Here is a 25211-nt window from a genome sequence, read left to right as displayed (position 1 = left end):
GATCACCTCATTCGCCCCGCTGGGCGACCGCCTCATTCGCCGCGTTGGGCGACCGCCTCACTCGCCCCACTGGACGACCTGCCTCCGGTGAGCGGGCCCGCCGCATCCCCGGACTGATCGAGGCGGCCAAGGGCGTACTGGCCCACGAACGCGGCGCAGCCATGGCCGAGGCCACCGAGGACGGTCGGCTCACTCCAGCCGAGCTGGCACGTCAGCTCGGCATCAGCCGCACCAAGGCGTACGAGGCCATCGACACAGTACGGCGATGCCATGGCGACCTGGTGAATGCACGTCTGGACAAGCTCGCCGCCCTGGCCCATGCCGCGCTGACCGAACAGCACCGTGAGCCCGGCGACATCGTGGTCATCACCTGGAACCTGCCGTATGACCAGCCCCGCGACATGAGCGCGTCAGCACCAGGGCCCTCATCACCTGACCCACGCGAAGCTGGCTGGCCCCGGACCTGACGACTGCTGCGGACCTGCGTGGTGCCCGCGGCATCTCAGCTGAGCAGGTGCGCGAGGCGGCCATGACCAGCACCGCCACTCGGTTCTAACGCTGCCCTCCCCAGTGCGGCGTCCACCGGCCTGGGGGCTTGGTGGAACACCAAAGGCCTCCCTGACGACGGCGGGCGAACACTGACCCGACCTCAATCTCAGGCTAAAAAGCCCGGGACTACGGCCACAGACGGCTACGAGCCGCCACGTGGTCGAGCACGAGCAGGGAACCCGGGCCCGTGATCGGACATATGCGTTTCGTACGACTTCCCCAAGTTCAGGTTGTGCCTGAGGAGACATACGTGCGAACCAACTGGAAGTTCCTCGCCATGGCGGCGGTGGTGCCGCTGGCGGCGTACACCGCCGTGGCGATCCCCGGCGAGTGGAAGCTCTCGTCGGCGGCCACACAGGCCGCCGGCCAGGCCACCCACCCGGTCACCGGGACGATCACGCTGGTCACCGGTGACCGGGTGCGGGTGGGCGGCGACGGGACCGTGTCGGTCCAAGCCTCTCCAGGCCGTGAGGACGTCGGGTTCCAGCAGATCGGCGAGGGACTGCACCTGCGGGTGCTGCCGCTGGACGCCGTGTCGCCGGTCGCCCAGGGCCGGGTCGATGAGCGGCTGTTCGAGGTGGGACGGCTGCTAGAGGCCGGATACGGCGACGCCCGCACCGCCACGCTCCCGGTGACGGTCGAGGGACCCGGCGCGGACGACCGGCGGGCGGTGCCGAAGACGCGCGCGGCGCGTTTCTGGCACGAGCTTCCTGCCAGTGCCTCGGTCAAATTCACCGGCAGGTCGCGTTCCGCGGACGCGCCGCCGCCGGCGGAGCACACGCTGAAGGCCGTCTTCCTCGACCGGGACGGCCGGCCTGCCCACGCCTTCGGATCGCTCTGGAGCCTGGACGATCCGTCGTTCGGGCTGTGGTGGATCGGCCCGGGGGACGAGCTGGGCGTTCCCCCAGGCCGGTATGCCCTTGTCTCCACCATTCAGACGGCGGTGCCTGGGAGACCCGACCCCTCCTACACCCAGATCATGAATCCCGAGATACGGGTCGACGGGGACGTCACGCTCACGCTGGACGCCCGCCAAGGCCGCCGCGTCGAAGTCGCCGTCGAACGGGCCACCGCCCAGGACGGCGCCGTGGTCATGGAAATGTCCACCAAGGCCCCTCCCGGCGCAGGCTTCGTCCGCAATCGCTCGGTGATGATCCTGCCGAATCGAGTGCCCGCCTATGCCGCCACAACAGCCCCCTCACCGGGTTTTCTGTTCGCCCTGCGCGCCACCCGGCTCGAACCACGCATCCAGCTCCACAAGGCGGGCGACCAGCCCTTCCCGGTTGACGTCACCTACGCCTACCCGTCACCCGAATACCTCGGCACGCACACGCTCGACGCCGTCAACGACAGCGGGACGAAGGGCACGCTGGTCATCCTCGACCGCACGGAGGGCGACGAGGAACTCGCCGGTCGCATCTCCGCTGTCGCGTCCGAGGGAGGTGCCGCCGTACTGGTGGTCGGAACCACCGACAAGCCGCCGTTCTTCGCTGAGGCCCCCAAGATCCCGGTGCTGTACACCTACCAGCCCGAAGGAGCCCGGCTGCGCGCCCTCGCCGAGGCGGGCAGGGTACGGGTGACGACCAGAGGCATCCGCTACAGCCCGTACCAGTACAGCCTCTTCTACCCGAGCGCCGGGCGGGTGCCCGACCGACCCGCCTACCGGGTCGCCGACCGCGATCTGGGCGTGGCCAGGGTGCACTACCGGGGTCCCGGTGGCCCGGCCGGCGTTACGGCGGGTTCCGCGGCCGTGTGGGACGGGGGCGAGTTCAGCCTTGTCGGGAATGAGATCCCGCTCCCCGCCACGCGTACGGAGTACTTCACCGCCTCACCCGGAGTGCGCTTCCGGCGCGTGTTCACCGGGGAAGCCACGCCCCTCGGGCATATCGCCGCGCGTAGCTTCCGGCCCGGCGAGCACGTCACCGAGACGGTCTTCAAGGGAGCACTGGGCCCCTCCTTCGCCACCCCACCGGAACTGATCAAGGGCAAGATCCGCCCGGCGTGGGCCTACCGGCAGGGCGACACGCTCGACATGGCCGTCCCCCTCTTCAGCGGCACAGGCCCCGGCGAGTACGGCCTCACCGACTCCGGCTTCATCCGGCTCTACCGGGACGGGCACCTCGTGGGGGAAGCCGAGCAGCCTCAGGCGTCCATCACGGCTCCCGTTGAAGAGGGCTCATACCGGCTGGACGTCGAGGCGACCGCCGGACGGCCCGAGTGGCAGGCCACCACGGTGGTCCGCGTGTCGTGGACATTCCGCTCCGCACACACGAAGGACGCGACACCGCTTCCGCTCATGGCCGTCCGCTACACACCGACCCTCGACCGCCTCAACCAGGCGCCCGCGGGCGGCTTCTCGATTCCGGTCCGCGTCGAGCACCAGGCGGGCAGTGCTCCCGTGACCAAGCTGACCGTACGAGCGTCGTTCGACGACGGCAGCCACTGGCGGGCCGTGCCGCTCCGCGAGGTGGGCGGCACCTGGATCGCCCGCGTCCCCAACCCCTCCGAGGGCCACGTCTCGCTCCAGGCCATTGCCAAGGACGCCAACGGCAACACCGTCAAGCAGACGATCTTGCGCGCCTACACCATCGGCTGACCGCATACACGCAGGTCGAGCACGGGCCCTACGCTCGACCTGCGTGAAAGGCGGGTCGAGACCGCGGACGCGCTCGGCCTGGACGACCGGCAGGTACGCAACCTACGCACGAGGGCCGCGGTGGCGTCGTGGACGCTGAGATGGTGCACCGCCAGCAGGAGCCCGGCGATCGACAGGTCCACGGCCGGGGCCACCAGCGGCGCCGCCCAGGGCGCGACGCCGAGATGGTTCCCGAGTGCCCAGAGGTTGGTGGAGCTGAAGGCGAAGGTGAACACCGTGATCAGCGCGAGCGTTGCGGTGACGATGCGGGGTGGATCTCGTTGTACGTCGCCCGCCGACCGGGTTCTGTGCTAAGCCGGGGTGAGGGAAGAAGACATGACTTTCGGTGGTCCTCTCTCATCTGCCGGAGAACGAGGGTCGCGGCGCCGCGCTCGTCAACATGAGCTCAGCGCCGGGCCCGGGACGGCAGGGAGAGGAGCCAACGTCGTGATTGGCCGTCAGATAGTTAGGCCGCGTGTGTGCCGATGTGTGCCCTAGCGTCCCGGCACCCCGGGGCGTGGGCTCCGGCTGTGGACTCCACGGCCAGTAGACCGGCGGGGGCGGTGCATGTCGTGGGCAAGCTGTTCAACGAAGGCCGGGGATGCGTTCGCCACCCTTTGCAGGGCGCTGGGTTGGCGATGAAGCCGGCCACGCAACGTCGTCGATCGCGAGCCACGGCGCGGCGGCCAAGGCCGTGGGCGTGAGCCCGGCCAACGTCGTGACCTCGCGGTGGAGATGGGACTGGTCGGCGTAGCCGCTCTCGGTGGCAACGCGGACGGCGGCGTGACCCGCCGCGAGAAGGTGGGCGGCGTGGTCGAAGCGCACCAGTCGGGCGGCGCGTTTGGGTGTGATGCCGAGCTGGGATCGGAAGCGGGACCACAGGCGCTTGCGGCTCCAGCCGACCTCGCCCGCCAGGCCGTCGACCCGCACCCGCCCCCGGCTGGTGAGTGTCCGCCGCCAGATGTAGGCGACCTGCGGATCGACCGGTGGGTGGGCGCCCAGCCTTCGGCCGAGGATGTCCACTGCGATCGAGAACCGTTCGTCCCACGACGCGGCGGCGCGCAGCCTGTCCTCGGCTCGCCCGGCGTCGCGGCCCCAGACATCCTCAAGAGCTACCACCGTTCCGCTGAGCTCGGGCGATGCGCCGAACAGCGCAGCCGCCGCGACCGGCTCCAGCCGGATCTGGAGGCACTCGCCGGCTCCCCAGCCGGTTACCCGAAGATCGCGGGGGAGGAGCCCGGCGACGACACTGCCGCGCTCGTGCCGGCCATGGGTTTCGTAGACGACGCCTTCTCCCTCGCTCAGATCCACGAGCAGGGTGATGGACGGGTGCGCGACCATCGCAATGTCCACAAAGGCCGGGGCACGATGGCGGAACCCGGCCATGCTGACCCCCGGCAGGCGAACCGGCAGGCGTGGGACTGCGACGTCCACCCACGCCCAGTCAGGGGGCGTCCCGGCCGACAACACATGACGAGTCTAGGCCTCAGAGATCATGGGTTGTCAGCGGCCTGTCGCCGTGAAGCCCAGCAGCAGTTTGCTGGTCGTCTCGGGCGCTTCCAACATGGGTAGATGCCCGACGCCGGACAGCAGCTCGACCCGTGCGTTCGGCACCGCGTCGTACTGGTGCGCCGACGACGGCTTCCAGCGGGGGTCGGCAGCGCCGAAGATGACCAGCACGGGGATCTCGAGGGCGGCAAGACGCTCGGGCACGATCTGCTCGGCGATGTACGCGGTGTTCCGGCGCAGCACCGTCCTCATCACGCGGTAGGTGATGCCCCGTATGTCGGCGACCATGTCGTCCGGGAGGTCCACCGGGCGAGCGGTCGTCGTGCTGATCCCCCTGCGGATCATCGCATCCGAACGCCTCGACCACAGGAGCGGGCCCAATGGCGGGGCCAACAGGACCCGGAGGATGAACGGCTGCGGAAGGAGCGCATCCAGACTCGGGCCGCTACTGATCAGCGCAAGCGAACCCACGAGGTCGGGGCGTTGTTCGGCAAGCGCGGTGGCGACGTAGCCGCCGCTGGAGTGCCCGACCGCGGCGACGTGACGAAGGTCGAGGTCGTCCAGCAGTGCCGCGACCTGACCCGCCTGCGCAGGCACGTCGTACGACGGCGCGGGCAGGGACTGGCCGCAGCCCGGGAGGTCGACCCGGATGACGTGATGGTGGCCGGCCAGGGCCGGGACCACCGGGCTCCAGAAGCTGCCCGAGGCGCCCGATCCGTGGATGAGCAACAACGGCGGCGCCTGCCGCGGGCCGTCATGGATCACGTGCATCCCATGCGAGTGCTCAATGTCGTGCTTACTCATGCGGAGACTATGCACGGGCGGTCGACTATCAGTCTTGGACAAATGTTCCCGCGGAGTCACCACGCACAGGCGACGTGGTGAACTGGCGCGATCTCTACGCGGTCGTTGCCCGTGGCGCTCGATCGGCTGGCCTTGCACCAGATCACCTGTGGGGCGCCATGCGGAACCTCCATGGGACTGGGCGTACTCCTTGGCGATGGCAGCGATGATTTGCGCCGGGCCCTCCTCAGACAGCGCCACATCCGGTATGCGGCTGGATCAAGGGGCTGCGGCGCTCATGTCGCTGCGCGGCCCGGGCGGCGGCGCTCAGGTCGCTGCGCGGCTCCGCGCTGGCCGTCCGGAGCGTGCGGCGTGGGCCGGACGGCCGCGCCGGACCGCGCATCGCTAGGCGTCAGCCAGTCCCGCCGGCGAACAGCAGTTACGAGGGCCGCCCCGCCGAATGTCCGAGGCATTCAATACCTTCCAAGCGCGCGGCCGATCTCGGGGAATCCAGCACTGTAGAGCGCCCAGTCTCCCTGGTCTGCACGAGGGCGGCCTTGCCGGAGAGCAAGGACCTAATCTGCGGCCAGGCTCAGTTGAGGGGCCAGAGAAAGCCCGACAGGATCGGCCGCGCATCACATGACAACGCCACCGGCGGGGGCCTCTGGCTTTGGGAAGCTCAGCCTGCGCACAGCGGTCATCGGGGGTTGGAGTGGAAGCGTGGTCGGCTTACGTCGCTCGGACGGGAAGCCGCGCAGGCCAGCAGCACGCTGTCGTGCAATTAACGTGCAATTAGGTACGGTGCTCAAGGTGCAACAGCAATCCTTTGTTGCTTATTCAGCACTCGGATACGGCAGGCCTCGCCACAAGCGCAGGAGTGGTTGGATTGGGCGCCGGCGGATCGCGGCTGTCATCGTTCAGACGGCTTCGTGAAGTGTGCACGGTCCCGGCAGGCGATCATTGGGGAGCCAGCCGAACGTTCGGGTGGCGATCGAGGAAGGCGAAGGCGGTCTCGGGGTCCAGCGGTCCCGGCATCGGGTGGACGGGCCGCACCCGCGCGAGGTCCCGGTGCATCCGTACAAAACACGCAAGGTCCCGGGGGTACGCGCGGACGTCGACGCCGGTGAACGTGCCGTCCCGTGGACGCAGCGCGGTGGCGTGTGCCGCGACCTGGGCTCCGCTGCTGTGTCCGGCCACGAACACACGACCGAGGGCGGCGGCGTCCAGCCACGCAGCCACCGCCTCGCCGTACTGCGGGACGTTCAGTTCATGCGGGGGGTCGCCGCTCCCTGCCAGCCCGGGCAGGTCGACCAGGTGCGCGCGCGTCCAGTCACCGAGGCGCGCCAGCGCAGGCATGAGGTAGTCCGATACCGCCATCCCCTGAACGAGGACGACTTCCGGCACACCGCGCACCGGCCGACCCACCGTCCGCGCCCTCATCCGGCCACAGGGAAGATTTCGGTAGGTCACCTCGTACCGGTCCGGCGCCTCCGGATGATTGATGTCCACGGCGCTTCCGTACCCGCAAAACGGTGATATCCGCAGAAACCGGCTCGCGGTGGTGGCTGCCTCTCTCGCGTGCATGGGCCGATCGGTGGACGGCATGCCGGAGGAGCTCTTTTCGAAGCTGTATGGGATCGCCCCCTGGCCCGCCCGACATCGGCCCCTTGGTGATGGCCGCCGCGCTCGATTCGAAGGGCGGCCGGATGCTGCTGTGTCAGACGCCGACTCTGCCCGCCGAACTCGACCACACCGTCCGTCTGATGCCAACCAGGGCAACGACACCGCGCGTCCAGTGCACAATGGGATCTTGGGCGCATACGTCCAACGAGTGGCTTTGAGCAGCCTTCGCCGAGGCGCTCATCAGCGACGAGCGCCGTCCACGGCAGGTGGCTGGGCCGACGGCCGCGGCCTTACTCGGGGCCGCTCCAGTCGAACGTGATGTGCTTGCTGGAGCGATTCTCCCGCTCGAAGTTGAACCCAAAGGCGTCGGCTCGGTAGGACAGCGCCCTGCCCCACGTCGCGACCTGGCCCGGCCCGGTCTCCGAGCCGGGGAGGTTGGTGCTCTGCACCCGGGCACCCTCAGGGGTTGTGGGGCCGGTGAGGGCCTCGGCCCGCGCCTCCACCTGGCCGGGAACTTCCGCACTCCAGGTGGCCAGGTCGTCGTCGATCGAGATCCTGACGGGAGCGAACTCGAGCCCTCTCATCTCGGGATCGAACATCTGCACGAAATTGCCAGGCCATCCGCCGGCCTGCCCGCCAAAGATCATTTGAAGAGCTTCGCGCTGGGCCTCGTCGGCGCGGTCGTCCAGGAAGACGGCGGCGTATGCCTCCGAGTGAGTGCCCTTCCATACGTTCCCGGCAAAGGAACCGAGCATCAGTACGTTGAGGTCGTCCAGGGATACATCCCCGTAGCGCCCCTCGCGGATGTGCCACGCCAGCACTCCGTCGCAGTCGCCGTACGTAGGGTCCTGCGCGAACGTGCACGGGCACGGAATGTTGCATCTACACGTGTCGAACCAGTCGCCGGCGACGTGCCAGGCTGGTGTCGCCGCAGTCTCGGTCATGGTTCCCCCTCAGGCCGCCCGCCTGATTCCTCCTGGCGCCCAATGTCAATGATCGCAACACAAGTCTCACAAAACGCCTGGTCATCAGCCAGGCCGCGCGGGTAAACCTGCCTTGCGAGCACACCGCTACGTGCAGGTTTCAGGCCGGTGGAGGAAGAGCCGTTAGGCCATAAGCCCCTGTGGATCACTATCTATTCGCTGTTACAGCTGTTTTGGGGCCCCGTCAGCAGTGAGCGCTGCTCCACCAGCAGCGATGCCAACCAGCGCGGCTCCGGCGCGCCGGGCGAGACGCTCGACCCGTTCAGCGCCGACCCGTTCAGCGCCGACCGGCTCGGCGCTGCCGAGCGATGGCTTCACACCGTGTGAAACGATCGCCGTGCCGTGCTCGCACAGGTTCAGCAGGCCGGGCCTCACTGCGGATGGAGATCAGCGTGGGCTTTCAGGAGCTGTTCCGCCGTCTGCCCGACATCGCCGCCGTCGACCCGGCCGCACTGCCGGCACCGCATCCCTCCTGCGGCGTTCCAACGGATTCACCCTCCGTCCACAAGGAACCGGTATGACCCACGACATCGACCTGACCGACCTGGACCGATTCGCCGGCGGATTTCCCTACGAGGTGTTCGAGCGGCTACGCCGGCAGGCCCCGGTCTGGTGGCATCCGCCGACCGAAAACACCCCTGATGGTGAGGGCTTTTGGGTGGTGAGCCGCTATCACGACGTCGTCGCGGCGGGCACCGACGCGGCCACCTTCTCCTCCCAGGGCACAACTGTTCGCAGTGGCGGCGGCACCCTCATCGAGGATCTCCCCGACGGTGCGGCACCCGGCATCCTGCTGAACATGCTGGACCAGCCACGGCACACCAGCTTCCGCAAAATGCTCCAACCCAGCGTGGCACGCCAGACACTGGCCCGCATCGAGTCCGACCTGCGGAACCGGGCTGCGGCGATCGTCGAGCGGGCCGTCGCGCGCTCCGAGTGCGACTTCCTCGTGGACGTCGCAGCGGAGTTGCCATTGCAGGCGGTGGCCCAACTGCTCGGCGTTCCGCAGGAAGACCGCCACCGGCTTTTGGGCTGGGCGAACGCCACCCTCGACTACTCCGACCGCGACCTGGGGCAGTCCAGCGCGCTGAGTGAACAAGCCGCGGTGGAGATGTTCTCTTACGGCGGCCAGTTGCTCAGGCACAAGCGTGAGTCTCCCGGCGAGGACCTCATGTCCATCGCGGCCACGGGAACACTCGACGGTGAGCCGCTGTCTGACCTTGAGCAGCAGATGTTGTTCAACCTTCTCATCGCGGCAGGCAGCGAGACCACGCGCAATGCGATCGCCGGCGGCATGCTCGCCCTTGCCGAGCAACCACAGACCTGGCGCGAACTGCAATCCGATCGCGGCCCCCTCGGCTCTGCCATCGAGGAGATGCTGCGCTGGTCCTCACCGACGCCCTACAACCGGCGGACCGCGACCACCGACTGCCTGCTCGGCGGGCAGCAGATCCGGCGCGGCGAGAAGGTGACACTGTGGTGGGCTTCGGCCAATCGTGACCCAGAGGTGTTCACCGACCCCGATACCTTCGACATCCATCGCACGCCCAACCCCCATGTCGCTTTCGGGCGCGGCATACATTTCTGCCTCGGCGCCGCGCTCGCCCGCATGGAGATGCGCGTGCTGTTCGAAGCTTTGCTGGACCGGGTGGACGCCGCCGTTGTCCTCGGCCCGGCAGAACACATCAGGTCCAACAAGCACACCGGCATCCGCCATCTGCCGATGCGGCTGCAAGGGCGACAATGACCACGTCTCGGCGAGAAGTACGTTGAGGCACTCACGACGAGCCTGCGCTTGAGGCATTGGTCACCGACGAGGCAGTTCTGCTGCATCGACCTTGTCCAGCTCACCGCGCGGTGGGGCAGATCCGGCCCATCCGACGAGCCCGGCGGCGGTGGGGGGAGGCTGTGCAGCACTCCTCGGTGGTGACGACGCGTGGACGTGGACGCGTGGTCCTAGGCGGGGCTTGCGGCTTCACGAGCAGGAAGCCAGACCTTCGTGCGAAACCGGTCTCGCATGATGCGGTCTGGTTGCCCCGATGCGGAAGAATCGTCAAGACCTGTGGATCGAGTCAGCTTGGCTGCTCGAGTTGACGCAGCCGACGGCTCGCTGCGTTGCGAACACGGCGGGTTCGTCCGTGTTCGGCAAGCAGCCGGAGGGCGTCAGGTGCGGTCACGATCTGTGTGGTCGCGGCCGTGCGCTGGAACCAGTCGGTGGCCGTGGTGAGATCCTCGGTGGCCCATGGCTCGCCCAGGACGATCGATCTGAGCAGGCTCCACTCGCGCAACCGGCGCGTGAGAAAGTCGCGCTCGGCGATTATCTCGGCCATGGTCTGTGCCCAGGCGGTGAATGCCTGGCTGGTCAGTAGGTGGGCGGCCCGGCTGTCCAGATGACGGCCCACCGCGCTGTCAGCCATCGTGGCGTCCTGGTCGCGCAGCACGGCGGCTACCAGCTCGGCCTCGTCCGCCTCGGCGACCGCCTCCAGGGCTTGGAGGTAGCGGGCAAAACGCCGGTGCTCGGCGGGCTCTTGGTCAATGTGCGGGCCGGTCATGCCGCCATCCCTTCCAGACCCTCGACCAGTTGGCCGCCGTAAGCGGGCTTTGGCTTTGATCAGCGCGACAAGGTGGGGCGGCCCGTCCGCCAGGGGTCCTGCACGGGCTCAACCACCCTCGCGAGCGCGGCGGCCCAGCTCCACCCATCGCACGGTCTGCAGCCACCTCGGATACCTCTATTGTTTCTAGGGCCCCGCGACGACTCAGAGGAGCTGGCCCCTATGGCCTCCGAGCATGCAGTGTTCGTGAACTTCGCCCTCAGCGGCGACGGCTTCGGGCTTGAGGAGGAGCGAGAGGCGATCTACGCGCTCGAAGATCGGCTTGAGGTGGTGCTCCGGGACGCGAACGTGGGTGAGAGCGACGGCCACGAATTCGGCGCGGGCGGCGCGACGATCTTTTTCTACGGAGCTGACGCCGAGGAACTGTTCCGCGTAATTGAGCCCGTGCTCCGGGCCGCCGACTTCCCGCCGACTCAGGCAGAACTCCGCTTCGGTTCGATCGACGATGAGGATTGCCGCGTCGACGTGATACCTCTTCGGTGAGAAGAAGTCTCAGGTGGCGATTGATTCGCCAGGGCAGGTGTAATCGTGGATTCACTCCCGACTGTGAACGAGACGCTTGCCGTGAGCAGTCGTGACGAGCTGATCACGCACGTCACGCGTCTCTGCGAAAGCGTGGCGAAGGGTGAGGAGATCGAGAACCCGACGATAGAACGCTTCTTGGAGGCTCTGGCGGCTTGGTTGGACGACGTCAGAGACGAGGCTGAGCCGTCGTGGTCGCTCGTTGCCCGTGCACTGTCCGCCGCCTTGATCTATGAGTAAGCCAATCCAGCCCACGCCGGAGAAGCTCTGGATGCACTTGTAGCCGGTCCCGTCGCGGCCGACCGTGTGGATGCGCGTGGGCTGGCGGCTCATGCGTGGTCGTCGTCTGAGCTATGGCGCGCGGCATCCTTGTGTGGATGCTGGCCGCTTCGAATGGAGTCTCCCAACTACCCACCGGCTGCCGCCACGGAATGTTGCCATTAATCACCGGTTTACTGCCACGGCCTGATTGCGGGCATGCTGCGGAGCTCAGGAAGCTCATCGCCCGATTAGCGCTGCTAATGGCAGGGTGAAGTTTTTCGGTGGTGCGGCTCTTCCGTTGTGTGATTGCGGGGATGTAGCGTCGGGCGCGTTGCGGGTCATGTCCGGGGGTTGTCGTGCGTCTTGTTTTGCTTGTGGTCTTCTCGATGTCTGGTTTCGGGGTTTCTGTCCCGGAGGCTGCGGCGGATCCGTTGGCTTGGGGGCGTCACAAGGTGGTGAGCGAGACCTACAATCTGGGTGATCGGGCGTTCACGTTCAAGGGGCCGGACGGTCTCCGGCGGGGCGAGCTGGCGGGTGTCGTTCATCGTCCGGGCAAGGTGCGGGGCAAGCGGTTTCCTATGGTGGTCTTTCTGCATGGGCTCCACGTCACTTGCGCTAAGGGGCGCACGGCTGGGACTAGGTGGCCTTGTCCGCGGGGAAGCCGGTCCGTCCCTAGCCATCGGGGCTATGACTACATCGGGCGGCGGCTGGCCAGTCACGGTTACGTGGTGGTGTCCATCAGCGCTAACGGGATTAACGCCCCTGATCACGGAGGGCCTTCGCCGGAGGGCATGACTGCGCGGGGGTTGCTCGTTCAGAAGCACCTTGATTTGTGGAAGACGTGGGCCACCAAGGGTGGCAAGCCGTTCGGCGCGAGGTTCTTGGGGGCGATCGACTTTCAACGGGTGGGCACGATGGGCCATTCGCGTGGTGGTGAAGGCGTGGTCCGGCACTATCAGATCAATGCCGGGCGTTACGGGGTGCGGGCTGTTCTGCCACTGGATCCCAGCAACTTCTTCCGGCCGGTTGCCACTGGGACGGCGTTGGCGGTTGTGTTGGCGCGTTGCGGCGCGAATGGGTCAGGTGTCGAGTACTACGACGATGCTCGGTATCGGGTGGGCGGAGATCGGGGTGCTAAGCACACGGTCACGGTGATGGGTGCCAACCACAACTACTTCAATAGTGTCTGGACGCCCGGCAGCGGGTGGGCTGGGGCGTCTGACGACTGGCGCGGAGGGCGGCAGTCGGCGTGCCATCCGAGCCGGCGGACGCGGCTCACGGCGGCGCAGCAGCGTGATGTCGGCATTGCGTATGTTGCCGGGTTCTTTCGGCGTTATCTCGGTGGCGAGAAGGTACTGGCGCCGATGTGGCGCGGGCAGACGCCGCGATCGGTTGCGCCCGCCAAGGTGCTCGTGAGCTCTCTGGCGCCGCAGCGGCGAGATGTCAACCGGCTGTTGAACGCTTCTCACCTGCGGCGTAACGCCCTTGGCGGCCAAGTCACCCAGACCGGGATCTCGGTCAAGTTGTGCGGCGGGCCGCGGCAGTTGCCCTGTTTGCACCGGACCGGCGTCCGGGCGAACGAGCCGCACCAGGGGTCCCCGGACGCAGGGGGCCCCGGATTGAGCATTCTGAAAGTCTCATGGTCGGGGAAAGGCTCGTACACCAATGCGATACCCGCCGGGAACGGGGACGTCCGGCGCTTTCAGGCGGTCGTGTTCCGTGGCGCACTGGACTTCACCGACCCGCGCAATCCACGTCGCAACCAGAACCTGCACATCAAGCTGACTGACGCCTCGGGCCGCAGCGCGTCCGTTGCGACGCTGCGGCATTCGGCCGCGCTCGACTACCCGCCACGGGTCGTCGCCGACGAGGAAACGCCGTTCCTTCTCAACCAGGTCAGAGTGCCCTTGTCGGCCTTCGAGGGTGTGGATCTGCGTGACGTACGCGCTGTGTCGCTTGACTTCGGGGTCACCCCGAAGGGTTCGATCGGCATCACCGACCTGGCGTTCACCTCCTGACAGAAAGATCAGCGTATGAGACGTCAACCGGGCGCTCGCCTGGATCGTCTCCTGGACAGGGACCGATCACGGGGGGAGTGCTCATGATCGCCGATCACCAGGTCGCCTTCTTCCTGCGTGAAGCCGGCTCGCCCGATCCTGCGCGCCGGGAGGCCGCCGCCAAGGGCCTGAGCAAGGTTCCCGGACAGGTCAGCGAGTTGGCCCGGCTGACAGCGGATCCGGAGCCGGAGGTGCGTGCGGCGGCTGCCCTGGGACTCGGCAGGCAGGGCGAGGCGGTGCCGGTCGAACTGCTGGTGCCGTTGTGCTCCGATCCCGACGCCGAGGTTCGGCGGCGTGCGGTCAACGCGCTGGACCGGCTCGGTGCGACCAGCCCAGCGGTGGCCGCGAGCTTCGTCCAGCGGGTCGGTGACGCCGAACTGCGCAACCGGGCTGTGGTGCTCGACTGGCTGCTGCGGTACGAGGTGCCGGTGCCGGCTGAGTCGTTGGTGCCGCTGCTCGCCGACTCTGACCCGCGGCTCTGGGGAGGGGCAAGGTCCCTGCTGCGGCTGCTGCCCGAGGCTGATGCCATCTTCGCCGATCTGGTGCGTACCGCGACGGGCGAGGTGCGCCAGCGGGCCCTGGACATGCTGGCGAGCCCGAAGGGCGGCATCCCGGGGATGGGCGTCGGCGCCACGCCCGAGGCGCGCGAGGCGGCCTGGCGCCGGTTGTGGGATCCCGAGCCGCGAGTGGTACGGGCACTGCTGGCCGCCCTTGAGGCCGAGACCGAGCCCCACGCACGCAGCGTGCTGTTCCGCGCGCTGGCCGCGCACCGTGTGCCCGAGGCGGTGACGCCGGCGGCCGCCTGGCTGGCCGACCCTGAGTGCGGACCCGCCGCGGCCGCGGCGCTGGCCGGGGCCGGCACCGTCGAGGCCGTTGACCTGCTGCGGGAGTTCGCATTGGGAGCCGGGCCGCGACGGGACGAGGCGCGTTCGGTGGTTGTTGATCTGCTGCGGCGGTTCGTCAGTGGGGCTGGGATGCGGCGGGCCGAGATGCGTGCCGCGGCCATCCGGGAGCTGGGCGCCGCTGGAGGTGTCGCTGAGGCTGAGCTCCTGCTCGGCCTCCTGGATGCTCCGGACAAGCGGGTGCGCTTGGGTGCGGTCGGCGGACTGGGCACGTTCTTCCAGCGGTTTGACGGTGACTTGCCCGGCCGGCTGGAGCGCTGGCGGGCCGAACGCGTTCCCGGGCAGCCGGTCCCACCTCCTCCGGACGACCCCGCGGTGCGCGAGCTGGCGCGGCGTTCGGCCGAGCGATTGGCGCACATGCTCACCGTGGACGTGGAGAACGCAAGCAGTTACCACAATGCTCTTTGGCACATCCCGGAGGTACGGCCGCTGCTGCCGGCACTGCTCGAAGATCCGGAGGGCCGGGTGCGTTCCACCGCCCTCCATCTCGCCGAGCGGTTCGGCGACATGGACTTCACCGGCCGGCTGAGGTTTCTGAACGACGCCCACCCACACGTACGCCAGGGCGCGGCGTTGAACTTCCTGCTCGTGGCCGAGAAGCGAGAGCTGACGCCGGCCGAACGAGACACACTGCGCCCACATCTTGAACGCGGCCAGGACGACACCGACTACTACGTTCGCACCTTCACGGCCAAGGCGCTGACACACGTGGGTCATGCGAGCCACGGTCGCGTGGGCCATGCGAGCTAGGGCCGGGCCTGCCCCGATCCTGCTCAGGGCAGGCCCACCCTGGTGACGCTTCTGTGCAGGCCGTTCAGCGACGTCAGCGGCCGAAGTTGAACCAGTTGACGTTCACGAAGTCGGCGGGCTGGCCGCTGCTGAACGTCAGGTAGACGTCGTGTACGCCGGTCACGCCGGAGATGTTGGCCGGTATGGTGCGCCAGTTTTGCCAGCCGCCAGTGTCGCCGACCGCGAAGCTCCCGACCGGTGCGTTCGACCGCGAGTCGAGGCGTACCTCGACCAGCCCGCTGACGCCGCCGCCCGCGCCGCTGGCGACCCTCGCCACGAACTGCCGGGCGGCGGACGAGCCGAAGTCCACGCCCCGGTAGAGCGCCCAGTCGCCGTTGGCGGCCCAGCCGATGTTCTGGCCGCCGCCGCTGTCAGAGGTGGTCTCGACGTTGAGTCCACTCTGGCCGTCGAACGACTCCGCCTGGATTGTGCTGTACGCGTCGCGATCGCCCGGTGGATTCGTGGTGCTGCCGCTCTGCCACACCGCGACGTAGTCGACGAGCATCGGACGACCCGAGACGGTGGCGGCCGTCGGGGTCGCATGGCCCGCGACGCCGTCGGGGAACGCGCCGCCCATGGCCACGTTGAGGAGCAGGAAGTAGCCGGCGTGGCCGGTCATGTTGTTCCACGTGGTGGCGTCGAACTGCGACTGGCTGACGCTATGGAACTGCTGGCCGTCGACGTACCACCGGAGCTGGTTGGGACTGACACTGCGGTCCCATTCGAAGCGGTACGTGTGCATCGCCGACTGGCAGGAGGAGCCTGGGCAGGCGCGGCTGGCGCCCAGGCCAGAAGTCTCGTTGCACGGCCCGCCCGGGTTGACACCGCAGTGCAGCACGCCCCAGACGGAGTTGATGCCGTTGACGTTCTCCATGATGTCGAACTCGCCGATCGACGGCCAGTTCCAGTAGTTGCCGCGGTAGGGGGAGCCGAGCGCCCAGAACGCGGGCCAATAGCCGAGTGCCTGCGCGCCCGTGACGTTCGGCATCTGGATCCGGCCCTCGATCCGCAGGATCCGTCCGTCGGCCGGCTTGAAGTCGGCGCGCCGGGTCTCGATCCGCGCCGAGGTCCATTCCCCGGATCCGGATCTGATCGGGGTGATCCTCAGGTTGCCGCCGCCGTCGAGGCTCAGGTTGGCCGGGTCGGCGGTGTAGCGCTGGATTTCTCCGGTGCCCCAGTTGCCGGGGCCGCCGGGATAACCGTGACCGGTGTCGAACTGCCAGTTGGACGAGGAGGGCAGGGATCCGGCGGGGCCGTCGAAGTCGTCGCTCCACACCAGGCTCCAGCCCGCAGGCGGCGGGGGAACGGAGGCATGGGCGGCGGCCAGGCCGCCGGCCGGGATTGAGAGGGAGACGAGTACCGCGAGTGCGGCTCTCCGCCATGAACGGGGTGGACGGGGCATGACGGGGCCCTTCCGCAGGGGAGCAGGGGTGGTGCGAGAGGCGCCTGCGCGTCAATGTCATGCGCCGATGACCCTGTGTCAAGGTGGTGAGAGAGCGCTCTCTTGTCTAGACCAGTCGACGCGGAGCGAACCGTGGCCAGCGCGAAAACCCGAGGCCCAGTGACGGTCGATGAATCGAGCGTCGGCCACATCCGGACAGGAGAATCGTTCTCTTGCTGTCGACCTGGACAATGGCCGTCTCGGAGAGAGCGCTCTCTCAAAGGAAGCGCCCGTCATGAGACGACCCACGCTGGAGGCGGTGGCCGCGCGCGCCGGAGTCTCCAGGGCGACCGCGTCACGAGTGGTCAACGGCTCGGAGACGGTGCACGCCCAGATCCGCGACGCGGTGCTGCGCGCCGTGGACGAGCTCGGGTACGTGCCCAACTCGGCGGCGCGCAGCCTGGTGACCCGGCGTACCGACTCGATCGGACTCGTGGTCTCCGAGCCGCCCGCCGCCGAAGATCCGCTCTTCTCGGTGCTCGTACGGGCGGTGGGCCGGGAGCTGGAACGCGTCGGCAAGCAGGTCGTCCTCATGCTGGCGTCGTCATCAGCCGCCTATGCCCGGATCGAGCGCTACGTCGCGGGTGGCCATGTCGATGGAGTGATCCTGTTGTCGACGCACGGCGCGGACCCGCTGCCCGCCGCGCTGGCCCGCTCGCATGTGCCCGTGGTCTCGTACGGGCGTCCGGTCGCCACAGTCAGCCTCCCGTACTGCGACTGTGACAACGTCGGCGGTGCTCGCGCCGCCGCACGTCATCTGCTCGAACGGGGCCGTTGGCGCATCGCCGCCATCGCAGGACCACCCGACATGCCCGCCGGCCGGGATCGCCTGGCCGGTTACCGCGACGTGCTGTCGGCCGCCGATCGCCGTTCATTGGTCGCCATGGGCGACTTCACCCGGGAGTCGGGTGCCGCCGCGATGCGCCAGTTGCTGCTGGACGGCCCGGATCTGGACGCGGTGTTCGCCGCGACCGACCTGATGGCGATCGGCGCCCTGCACACCCTGCGCCGCATGGGACGCCGCGTACCCGACGACGTCGCGGTCGTCGGCTTCGACGACATCGAGGAGGCCCGCTACACCGACCCGGCTTTGACCTCGGTGCGCACACCGGTGGCCGCGGTCGCCGAGGCGATCGTTCAACGCCTCCTGGGCCCAGACCGCTTCGCCGAGCCGACCGTCCTGCCCGCCGAGCTGATCGTCCGAGATTCCTCGTGAAACGTCCACCGCCGGCCTGAACGTCCACCAGTAGGTCTGGGCAACCGTGGCGGCCGAGGCGTCGCGCTCGCTGGCCGAGTGCCAGAGGCCGGGATCGCGGCGCCGGCTGCGGTTCGGGCGATGGCCCGGCTGCTGTCGGTCCTTGATCATAAGATGCCTTGGATGGAAATTGCGGCTCTTGAACAGAGGCTGCGGGATCGTCCCGGTGACCTGGCCTCGTGGCGTGCATATGGCGACTGGCTCAGCGAGCGGGGAGACGCGCGGGGTGCGCTGATCCGCCTCGAACAGCGCCGCGCGCGTGTTGGCGCGGTGGAGCGCGAGGCTCTGGAACGGGAGTTCGCCGCACTCGTGAAGGAGCATCAGGAAGGCTGGGACGCGGCGCTGCCGACGGGGGCGACCGTGGTGGAACGGCGGTACGGGTTCGCCACGAAGGTCGCAATCGAGTGGTCCGAGGGTGCCCCCGTCTTGATCGAACAAGCCCTGCGGGGCCCTTTCGTGACTGCGCTGCGCGTCACGGCGCCCGCCCAGGAGGACTACTGGGACGAGAGCTTCTTCGATGACGATGGCGAACCGCTCCCGGCCTCGAACGTCGAGGCCGGCGCCCTCGCGACGCTCAACCTCGCCCGGCTCACCGAGCTCGACCTCTCGTACCTGCGCATCGGCGCGCTCGGCGCCAAGGCCCTCGCCGTGTCGATGTACCTCCGCAGCGATGCCGAGAGCCTGGCGACTCTGGCCGGGTCGGGCGCTCCGGGCGGGTCGAGCGGCGACGCGCAGCAGCGAATTGAGGCGCTTGATCTGAGGTACAGCCACATTGGCAATTCGGGGCTGGCGGCTCTCGCAGAAGCCCCGTTCTTCGGCGGCATTCGCCGCCTGCGCCTGCAGAGCAACGCGATCACCGCGGCGGGTGTGTCCTCGCTGCACCGTTTCGAGGGACTGGCCGAGCTCGACCTTCGTTACAACGCGATCGGCGCGGAGGGGGTGCAGGCTCTCCTGGCGGCACCGTTCATCGGGTCGCTCAAGCGGCTGCTGCTGTACCGCGAGGACGTCGGAGACGACGGCGCGAGGACGCTCGCGCGTGCCCCCCAGCTCCCACCCGCGCTGCGCAGTTACTGGAGAAGTGTATGAGCACCGAACTCCGCGATCGTTTCTTCGCCTTGTCGACCGGCCACGCCCCCGCCGAGGAGGTCGACCGGTATCGCGCGGAGGTCGACGCGACCGACGGCGAACCCACCACGGAGGTCGACGGGCTCGCGGTTTCCTGGCACCCGACGGCGCGGTTCAAGGTGGTGCGCTTCGTCGATGCCGGACGCATCGATGAAGACGTGCGCGACCTGTTCGCCAGGCCGATCGAGACCGCGCCGTACCTCGCCGCCGTCTTCGCCGATCCGCGTGAGCTGTCGTTCCGTACGTTCGAGAACATCCTCCCGCTCGATCAGCTCTTCTCGGACGTTCCGCTGGAGCTTGAGCTCACCGACTGCGAGGAGTTCGCCAAGGACGCGTACACGTTCTCGCTTCGGCTCCCGGCGGCCGCCCGAGCCCGCTTGGAGGAGCTCGACTCGCTGGATCTCTACGTTCCGCCGCTCAACGCCGCCTCCCGGGGCGGCGACCGCTTCATCTTCCATTCGGCGATGCTGGCCGAGGCGCTCACCAGCGCGGTGACCAAGACGATGTCGCAGCCGGTGCTCGACGGCTTTTCGCACGTGAACCCAGTGTTCCGCTGCAACCGTTTCGAGCCCGGTGACGCCAACTTCCACCGCCACCGCGACACGCCCTACTACGACTCTTCGCGCCATCATGTCTCCCGCTACACGCTTCTGCTTTACCTGACTGGAGGCTCGGCCGCGCCCGTGCTCGACCTCACCGACGGCGGTGCGCTTGAGGAGATCGAGCCGTTCACCTGTGTGATCTTCGATCAGCGGTACGAGCACGAGGGCGCGCCCTACAACGATGGCCGCAAGGTCTTCCTGCGCAGCGAGCTGGTCTTCACCGACACCGACGTCGCGCACGATCCCGGGATCGGCGCGATGTTCAGCAAGGCCTGCTACTGGACGGGCGAGAGCGTTTTCGCTCCCGAGCTCACCCGCCACGCCGACGACTACTACAACCGGGTCAACGCCGCGCATTGGAGCGGCCTCACCCCTGGCTCCGCCCGCGAGCCGTTCGTCCACAAGCAGTTTCGCGGTGTGCATTTCGTTGCGAACGGCTACGACTTCTGGTTCGCCAAGGACAACGACCTCTCGCTCGCCGAGTGCGCAGCGATCACACTTCTCGACTACTTCAACTGCAAGCTCGGCGACACCGCGTTCCGCTCACTGTGCGAGTCGGAGGTGATCGAGGCCGAAGGCACTGGCTGGATCCCCGATTTCCTCCGGGACAAGCGCGGCGGATCGGCCGTCGTGCCGTTCGACAAATCCATGCTGTTTCCCGAGCCAGAGGAGGCCGACACCGACGAGCTGCCCGACTGTGCTTGCGCAATCTGCAGTGGGTCCGTGATCAACCCCAATTTCGACACCACGCGCAACGCCGACGTCATCGAGCACTACACGCGCGCCCAGGACTCCGCGAAAGCGGGCATCATGCCGGCGCCGATTCTGATGCTTGGCGAAGATGTCCTTCTTGACCCGGACATGTTCGTCGTCGAGGGCAACCGTATCCACGTTCTCAGCAAGGATTCGCTGACGCCGGTGAACTTCGCCGCCTGCCAGGGCGGTCCTCCCCTCCCCTCAGCCGAGAGCCTCATCACCACCGCGGCCACCGTCGACGTGGCGCACTTCCTCGTCCCGCCGATCCTGTTCGCCGAGACCGCCGACTGCTATCACCTGAAGTTCGACTTCTTCCGGAACACCTGGATGGTGAATCACGAGCAGTCCACGGTGTCCGTCCCAAAGATCCGGCAGTTCGAGTTCGCCGACATCGACGAGGACTGGGAGGACCGCATCTGCGGTTGCTACTGCGACTGCGATTGTGACTGCGAGGAGGACGACTGCGTCTGCGACGCCGAGTCCGACTGCGACTGCGAGTGCGACTGCGCCGATGAAGAGGACGGGGAGGAGGACGAGCGCGAAGAGGAGGCGGCAGAGGGCGAGCGCGAAGACGAGGTTGTCGGCTCTTAGCGGCGTACGGAAAGTTCGGCCATCCGGGCGAGGGCGGCCACCCAGAAGCGTTGCCGTTCCGGGGTCTGCCCGACCAGGTAGGTGGCCCTCAACTTCGGCGGCAGGTACGGCAGGAGCCGGGCCACCACGTCGAGATGCTTGTCCAGCTGGGAGACCTCGGCGTTGGAGAACACCTGGTGCACCAGGTCGGTGTCGTCAGTGCCCTCCGTTGCCGTCTCGGCTGCGGCCGACAGCCGGACCTCCCAGCTACGGCAGTTTCTGGCGATTTCGCCCAGTCCGATGGAGTCCCGGCCGGCCAGCCGGGCCTCCAGGCCGGTCAGCGGCACCGGGGCGAACTCGCCGTCGCCGAGGTAGATCAGGCCCGACTGCAACGGTATGTCCGCGTGGTGCAGCTTGATCAGGCGTTCCAGAGTGCGCTTGGTGATCCAGTCCCGGCCCTCGTCGTCGATGTCGTTCTTCCACCACTCCAGGACCGTCTCGGCCGTCTCACCGTACGTCGAGATCAGCCATTCGTTGGCCGGGATGTCCTCGGGGTGCACCTCGTAGCTGACCGTGAACCGGCTGGCCTGGGCCACGTTGTTGCTGGAGACCAGCATCTTGCGGCCGAGGTGGTACGGCGGATTCTGCAACGCCACCTGCGCTTGCAGACCGGGGATCGGGCGCCCGGCGAGCGTCCACTCCTGGGTGATCTCCATCAGCTTGGCGAAGGTCGCCTTGTCCTTGGGCCGGTTGTACTCGTCCCAGATCAGCACCTTGGGCTCAGGGGTGAGCAGCGACCGGGCGAGCATGGCCTCCAGCGACCCGTCCGGGGTCGGCACGGGGACGCACAGGTCCTCGACGTTGGTCACCGGCAGCGAGAAGTAGACGGGTTCGCGGCCGGTCTCCTCCCGGGCGATCTGCTTGGTGATCTCCGTTTTGCCGCATCCGGGCGGCCCCTGGAGCAGGATCGCCCAGCGGTGTGTCATCGCGGCCCGGAGGATGCGGCGGACCGGGTCGGCGACGGTGGCCGGGTTTCTCACCCCGACCGCCTCGGCGATGCCGTCGAGCACTTCGGCTGTACGGTCGCGGCCCGGCTTGCCGTCCTTCCTCTCCTCGACCAGCGCCAGCCTGCTGCCGTTCAGCAGTGGCAGCCCCCAGGCCAACGGGAACCCGGCGCGGGCGCAGTCGAGCACGTGCTGCAGGGTGCGCGGCGAGAGCAGGTGACGCAGCTGCGGGTTGAGTGAGGCCCACTGCCGGAACACCTCACGCAGATTCCAATCGGGGTAGCGCTCAGCGAGGGCCGGCCGCCAGGCGGTGTCGTTCGCCGTCAGCCGCATCGTGACCATCCGGTCCAGGATCGCCAGGTCGGACCGGCGCACGCTGGTCTCGGCGAGTGACTCGTTGTCGGTGAGGAACACTCCGACGCAGCCCAGCTCGCGCAGGTCGTACTCGCCCAGCGTCCAGTCGCAGGCGATCTGCATGAGCTGCGACTGCACCGTGCTGCCGGCCTGCAACGAGTCGTCGATGAGCAGGACGAACGGCCTGCCCGGGACGAGTTGCCGCATGACGAGCTGGCGGAGGACCAGCTCACCGCTGCGCTCGTCGCGTACCGGGGCGTTGACCAGCAGGTCGTCCGGGGTGAGGTTGGCGGCGGGGACGACCACCAGGGTCGTGCCGGGAAACCGCTTCGGGATGTACGACACGAACGTGGACGTCTTGCCGATGCCGTGCTCGCCGAAGATCTGCCCGGTCTGACCGGTGGCGATCATCGCGTCGATGAACTTCTCGAGCTTCGCGGTGGGGCCCTCCTCCGGCGGGTCCGGATAGGTGGCGGTGGCCTTCCACCGGCGTCCCGCACGCTGGGCCCCGCGCTCCATCGGCATGGTCTCGGGCACTGGTGAACTCTCCTGGGTCATCGTCCGGAGGTGACGCGGTGGCAGGCCATCGGGGGATGATGCCGGTCGGGCCAGTCATCGCCGTTGTCGGTGATCAGCCAGATCCATCGCTCGGGCTCGGCCGGGGTGACATGGGGCGCGTAGCCGTCGGTCACCATGATGATCGCATCGGGGTGCTCCTCGAACCGCTTGCCGTTCACCGTGAGCCGGCCCTCGGCGTAGTCGACGACGTTCTGGAAGTCGGTGCCGCCGCCACCCGCCACGCGCTCTCCCGGGACGAACGGCATCACGACGCCGTCGAAGCTGAGCCAGTGACTCTCCACCCCGTCGGTCTGCCCGACCAGCGTGGTCAGCCAGTCGACCACGGAGTCGGGCATCGATCCCGAGGTGTCGAACGCGATGAGCACCACCTTCTTCCGCTCCGGTCCGCGCCGGGTCAGCATCGGGTCGTGGCCCAGGGCCAGCAGGATCGCGCCGTGCTTCTTCGGATAGACCAGGCGTTCGCTCTCGTCCAGCTTGGAGGCGAGCACGTCGACCAGCCAGCGCTGCCACCAGTCGACGCGGCGGGTCTTCGGCGTGGTGCCGCGAAGCTTGTCCAGACCCAAGGTGCCCCACAGCCGGTCGAGCCGTTCGCCGCCGTCGGCTGTGCGGTCGGCCAGATCGAGCACCTCGTCCCGCGCGGCCGGATTGCGCCGCAGCGCGGCCTGGATCACTTGGCGCAGCACCTCGTCACCCAGTTGGTCCACGGTCTCGGCGTCCAACGGGACGTCCTCGGCGAGCCCATCGCGCAGGTGAACGCAGTAGCCCGTCATGGGTTGGTCGAGCGTCTTCATCCGGCGCAACTCGCCGTACACCGTCAGGTCGGTATAGACGAACTCCTCATAGGGCAGCGGCGTGAGCTTCTGCTGCCGCAGATCTTCCTCGTACGCCTGGTGCACCAGCCTGGGGTCGACACCGACCGGCTCCCGCGAGCCGCCCGCCGGAACCGTGGGCAGGCTGGACCGTCGCAGCCGTTGCAGGGCGACGTGGTTGATGGCCACCTCGGCGGCCAGCGTGAACGCCGGGTCGGTACGCAGTTCCTCCTCCACGTACAGGTGCCGGTGCATCAGATGCCGCGCCTCATGAAACAGGACGAACTTGACCCCTTCGAGGTCCAACTCCAGGAAGAAGTACGGGTTGTAGAGCAGGGCGCAACTGCCGTCGCCGGTGGCCATCACCGCGGCGGTGGGGATCGCGGTGGTCGGAATGTGGTGGTGGCACTTGGCGTACAGCCAGGACGCGACCACGCTCTGCCCGACCCCGAAGTCGAGCAGCGCGGCCTCCTTGCGCCGCCGCGCCTCCTCCACCACCTCCGGGTCGGCCGGCTCTTCCGCCAGCAGCCGACCCAGATCCGACAAAGGGGCCCCGGCGCGCCTGTCAGGACGAACGTGCCCGCCCCCGACCGGATGATGATCCATAGAACCAAGGCTCATCGGAGCAACCGAACCCATGCCTCCAGAACCCGCGAGCACCAGCGGTGACTCGCCCCCTACCGACCGCAGGCACGATATCGGTTCGATACGACAGAGCACGCCGAAACGATCATGCCGCGTTGCTCACGGCCACGTGCCCCACATGGGAGTCGACTCACTGGCCGCCTGGAACTGCCGCGCCCGGCTCACACACCGCGGGCAGATCGGCTCGTCCGTCGATCTGGCAACGGCTTCCGGCGTCGCCGGACGCAACGAGCCCAACACCGTCATCCCCGGCGGCAGACCCGTCTCGGGATCAATGAGAACTGTCGGAACGCTCCGAGGATCGAACGTGAAGGTCTGCTTGCACATGACACACGTGCCCGCAGTCAGGCGCTCCCCATCAGTCATCCCGCCGACCTCCGAGTAGATTGTCCCCAGCCCATCACCCCATGGGCACATCGACAAGCCGCACTCGAAGGCTGCTACGCCGTCAGCTTCTGGTCGAGATCAGCGCCTGACCATCCACTCGGCTTGGGGCACGAAACCCAGTTGGGCGTCTGCGACACTGTCGGCCCACTCCCGGGCGACGAAGACCGGGCGGGTGAGCAGTGCGTCGTCGGCTTGCTGCGTGCGCATCACGAAGCCGAACGCCTCGGCTCCCACGTAGCCCTCCTGGCTGTACTGGACCTGTACTCCCCGCGACTCGGCGTAACGGACGAACAGATCGCCGAGCTCAGAAGGCACCCGTCCTACCAGCGGCAGACCCTCCAAAGTGACCTGCGGGCCATGATGCGCGTCGACCGCTACGCACATCAGCTGCTCGGAGTCTCCGTAGTACGCCGTCACCCCATCGAACTCAGCCACATGACCGGGATGCCACACGATCGG

Annotated in this window: 21 protein-coding genes; 11 read left to right on the top strand and 10 right to left on the bottom strand. The window is 68.0% G+C overall.

What is annotated here, in order from left to right; all coding sequences use genetic code 11:
* The first annotated feature begins 44 nt into the window (after positions 1-44).
* Positions 45-467: a hypothetical protein gene (locus F8566_RS16855; RefSeq protein ID WP_151561181.1), complete on the top strand. Its 423-nt coding sequence runs from the start codon at positions 45-47 to the stop codon at positions 465-467.
* Positions 468-799: 332 nt separating this feature from the next.
* Positions 800-3145 carry a hypothetical protein gene (locus F8566_RS16850; protein WP_151561180.1) on the top strand — a complete coding sequence of 782 codons (2346 nt, stop codon included), beginning with the start codon at positions 800-802 and terminating at the stop codon, positions 3143-3145.
* On the opposite strand, the gene F8566_RS16845 is transcribed toward F8566_RS16850, so the two are convergent.
* The 5 genes from F8566_RS16845 to F8566_RS16825 all read right to left on the bottom strand — a co-directional run bounded on the left by F8566_RS16845 (position 3130) and on the right by F8566_RS16825 (position 8043).
* On the bottom strand, positions 3130-3429 hold the full coding sequence (locus tag F8566_RS16845) for a DUF2637 domain-containing protein (RefSeq protein ID WP_192809719.1): 300 nt from the start codon (positions 3427-3429) through the stop codon (positions 3130-3132). The two genes, F8566_RS16850 and F8566_RS16845, sit on opposite strands and share 16 nt — an antisense overlap.
* Before the next feature lie 340 nt (positions 3430-3769).
* Positions 3770-4654 carry a helix-turn-helix domain-containing protein gene (locus tag F8566_RS16840; RefSeq protein WP_225993253.1) on the bottom strand — a complete coding sequence of 295 codons (885 nt, stop codon included), beginning with the start codon at positions 4652-4654 and terminating at the stop codon, positions 3770-3772.
* Between the two features lie 33 nt (positions 4655-4687).
* Positions 4688-5497: an alpha/beta fold hydrolase gene (locus tag F8566_RS16835; protein WP_151561178.1), complete on the bottom strand. Its 810-nt coding sequence runs from the start codon at positions 5495-5497 to the stop codon at positions 4688-4690.
* A 936-nt stretch (positions 5498-6433) separates the two neighbouring features.
* Positions 6434-6985: an alpha/beta fold hydrolase gene (locus tag F8566_RS16830; protein WP_151561177.1), complete on the bottom strand. Its 552-nt coding sequence runs from the start codon at positions 6983-6985 to the stop codon at positions 6434-6436.
* A 404-nt stretch (positions 6986-7389) separates the two neighbouring features.
* Entirely contained in the window at positions 7390-8043 is a 654-nt protein-coding gene (locus F8566_RS16825) for a DUF1326 domain-containing protein (RefSeq protein ID WP_151561176.1), read from the bottom strand.
* 147 nt (positions 8044-8190) lie between these two features.
* Here F8566_RS16825 and F8566_RS16820 point away from each other — a divergent pair, with 147 nt between their 5' ends.
* Positions 8191-8409 carry a hypothetical protein gene (locus tag F8566_RS16820; protein WP_151561175.1) on the top strand — a complete coding sequence of 73 codons (219 nt, stop codon included), beginning with the start codon at positions 8191-8193 and terminating at the stop codon, positions 8407-8409.
* A 190-nt stretch (positions 8410-8599) separates the two neighbouring features.
* On the top strand, positions 8600-9829 hold the full coding sequence (locus tag F8566_RS16815; RefSeq protein ID WP_151561174.1) for a cytochrome P450: 1230 nt from the start codon (positions 8600-8602) through the stop codon (positions 9827-9829).
* A 325-nt stretch (positions 9830-10154) separates the two neighbouring features.
* Here the strand turns inward: F8566_RS16815 and F8566_RS16810 are convergent, their stop codons facing one another.
* On the bottom strand, positions 10155-10634 hold the full coding sequence (locus F8566_RS16810) for a hypothetical protein (RefSeq protein ID WP_151561173.1): 480 nt from the start codon (positions 10632-10634) through the stop codon (positions 10155-10157).
* Positions 10635-10856: 222 nt separating this feature from the next.
* Here F8566_RS16810 and F8566_RS16805 point away from each other — a divergent pair, with 222 nt between their 5' ends.
* From F8566_RS16805 to F8566_RS16790, 4 genes are all read left to right on the top strand, one after another.
* Positions 10857-11177 carry a DUF695 domain-containing protein gene (locus tag F8566_RS16805; RefSeq protein ID WP_151561172.1) on the top strand — a complete coding sequence of 107 codons (321 nt, stop codon included), beginning with the start codon at positions 10857-10859 and terminating at the stop codon, positions 11175-11177.
* A 63-nt stretch (positions 11178-11240) separates the two neighbouring features.
* Complete coding sequence (locus F8566_RS16800) at positions 11241-11456, top strand: DUF7660 family protein (RefSeq protein WP_151561171.1); 216 nt, start codon at positions 11241-11243, stop codon at positions 11454-11456.
* An 827-nt stretch (positions 11457-12283) separates the two neighbouring features.
* Entirely contained in the window at positions 12284-13495 is a 1212-nt protein-coding gene (locus tag F8566_RS16795) for a hypothetical protein (protein ID WP_151561170.1), read from the top strand.
* An 83-nt stretch (positions 13496-13578) separates the two neighbouring features.
* Positions 13579-15186: a HEAT repeat domain-containing protein gene (locus F8566_RS16790; RefSeq protein WP_151561169.1), complete on the top strand. Its 1608-nt coding sequence runs from the start codon at positions 13579-13581 to the stop codon at positions 15184-15186.
* 73 nt (positions 15187-15259) lie between these two features.
* Here F8566_RS16790 and F8566_RS16785 read toward each other — a convergent pair whose 3' ends face one another.
* A complete protein-coding gene (locus tag F8566_RS16785) occupies positions 15260-16627 on the bottom strand; it encodes a glycoside hydrolase family 16 protein (protein ID WP_151561168.1) in 1368 nt (455 codons plus the stop codon).
* A 274-nt stretch (positions 16628-16901) separates the two neighbouring features.
* On the opposite strand from F8566_RS16785, the gene F8566_RS16780 reads away from it, so the two are divergent.
* From F8566_RS16780 to F8566_RS16770, 3 genes are all read left to right on the top strand, one after another.
* Entirely contained in the window at positions 16902-17882 is a 981-nt protein-coding gene (locus F8566_RS16780; protein ID WP_151561167.1) for a LacI family DNA-binding transcriptional regulator, read from the top strand.
* Between the two features lie 162 nt (positions 17883-18044).
* Complete coding sequence (locus F8566_RS16775; protein WP_192809701.1) at positions 18045-19007, top strand: hypothetical protein; 963 nt, start codon at positions 18045-18047, stop codon at positions 19005-19007.
* Positions 19004-20995 carry a hypothetical protein gene (locus F8566_RS16770; protein WP_151561165.1) on the top strand — a complete coding sequence of 664 codons (1992 nt, stop codon included), beginning with the start codon at positions 19004-19006 and terminating at the stop codon, positions 20993-20995. The genes F8566_RS16775 and F8566_RS16770 overlap by 4 nt, the downstream gene beginning before the upstream one ends.
* Here the strand turns inward: F8566_RS16770 and F8566_RS16765 are convergent.
* From F8566_RS16765 to F8566_RS16755, 3 genes are all read right to left on the bottom strand, one after another.
* Positions 20992-22869, bottom strand: coding sequence for an ATP-binding protein (locus tag F8566_RS16765; protein ID WP_225993252.1), 1878 nt, complete (start codon positions 22867-22869; stop codon positions 20992-20994). The genes F8566_RS16770 and F8566_RS16765 overlap by 4 nt on opposite strands.
* A 17-nt stretch (positions 22870-22886) precedes the next feature.
* Positions 22887-24266 (bottom strand): DUF2201 family putative metallopeptidase, encoded by a 1380-nt coding sequence (locus tag F8566_RS16760; protein ID WP_225993251.1) that lies wholly within the window; start codon positions 24264-24266, stop codon positions 22887-22889.
* A gap of 564 nt (positions 24267-24830) precedes the next feature.
* On the bottom strand, positions 24831-25187 hold the full coding sequence (locus F8566_RS16755; protein WP_225993250.1) for a hypothetical protein: 357 nt from the start codon (positions 25185-25187) through the stop codon (positions 24831-24833).
* Positions 25188-25211 lie beyond the last annotated feature (24 nt).

This window comes from Actinomadura rudentiformis (assembly GCF_008923185.1).
Taxonomy (GTDB): Bacteria; Actinomycetota; Actinomycetes; order Streptosporangiales; family Streptosporangiaceae; genus Spirillospora; species Spirillospora rudentiformis.
The sequence above is the reverse complement of the archived record's forward strand: the minus strand, read 5'-3'. Positions and strand labels throughout refer to the sequence as shown.

Excerpts from the sequence above, each read along its gene's own strand:
- F8566_RS16770 (WP_151561165.1), top strand. The coding sequence starts at position 19,004 with ATGAGCACCGAACTCCGCGATCGTTTCTTCGCCTTGTCGACCGGCCAC.
- F8566_RS16815 (WP_151561174.1), top strand. The coding sequence starts at position 8,600 with ATGACCCACGACATCGACCTGACCGACCTGGACCGATTCGCCGGCGGA.
- F8566_RS16805 (WP_151561172.1), top strand. The coding sequence starts at position 10,857 with ATGGCCTCCGAGCATGCAGTGTTCGTGAACTTCGCCCTCAGCGGCGAC.
- F8566_RS16785 (WP_151561168.1), bottom strand. The coding sequence starts at position 16,627 with ATGCCCCGTCCACCCCGTTCATGGCGGAGAGCCGCACTCGCGGTACTC.
- F8566_RS16825 (WP_151561176.1), bottom strand. The coding sequence starts at position 8,043 with ATGACCGAGACTGCGGCGACACCAGCCTGGCACGTCGCCGGCGACTGG.
- F8566_RS16775 (WP_192809701.1), top strand. The coding sequence starts at position 18,045 with ATGGAAATTGCGGCTCTTGAACAGAGGCTGCGGGATCGTCCCGGTGAC.
- F8566_RS16835 (WP_151561178.1), bottom strand. The coding sequence starts at position 5,497 with ATGAGTAAGCACGACATTGAGCACTCGCATGGGATGCACGTGATCCAT.
- F8566_RS16790 (WP_151561169.1), top strand. The coding sequence starts at position 13,579 with ATGATCGCCGATCACCAGGTCGCCTTCTTCCTGCGTGAAGCCGGCTCG.
- F8566_RS16780 (WP_151561167.1), top strand. The coding sequence starts at position 16,902 with ATGAGACGACCCACGCTGGAGGCGGTGGCCGCGCGCGCCGGAGTCTCC.
- F8566_RS16810 (WP_151561173.1), bottom strand. The coding sequence starts at position 10,634 with ATGACCGGCCCGCACATTGACCAAGAGCCCGCCGAGCACCGGCGTTTT.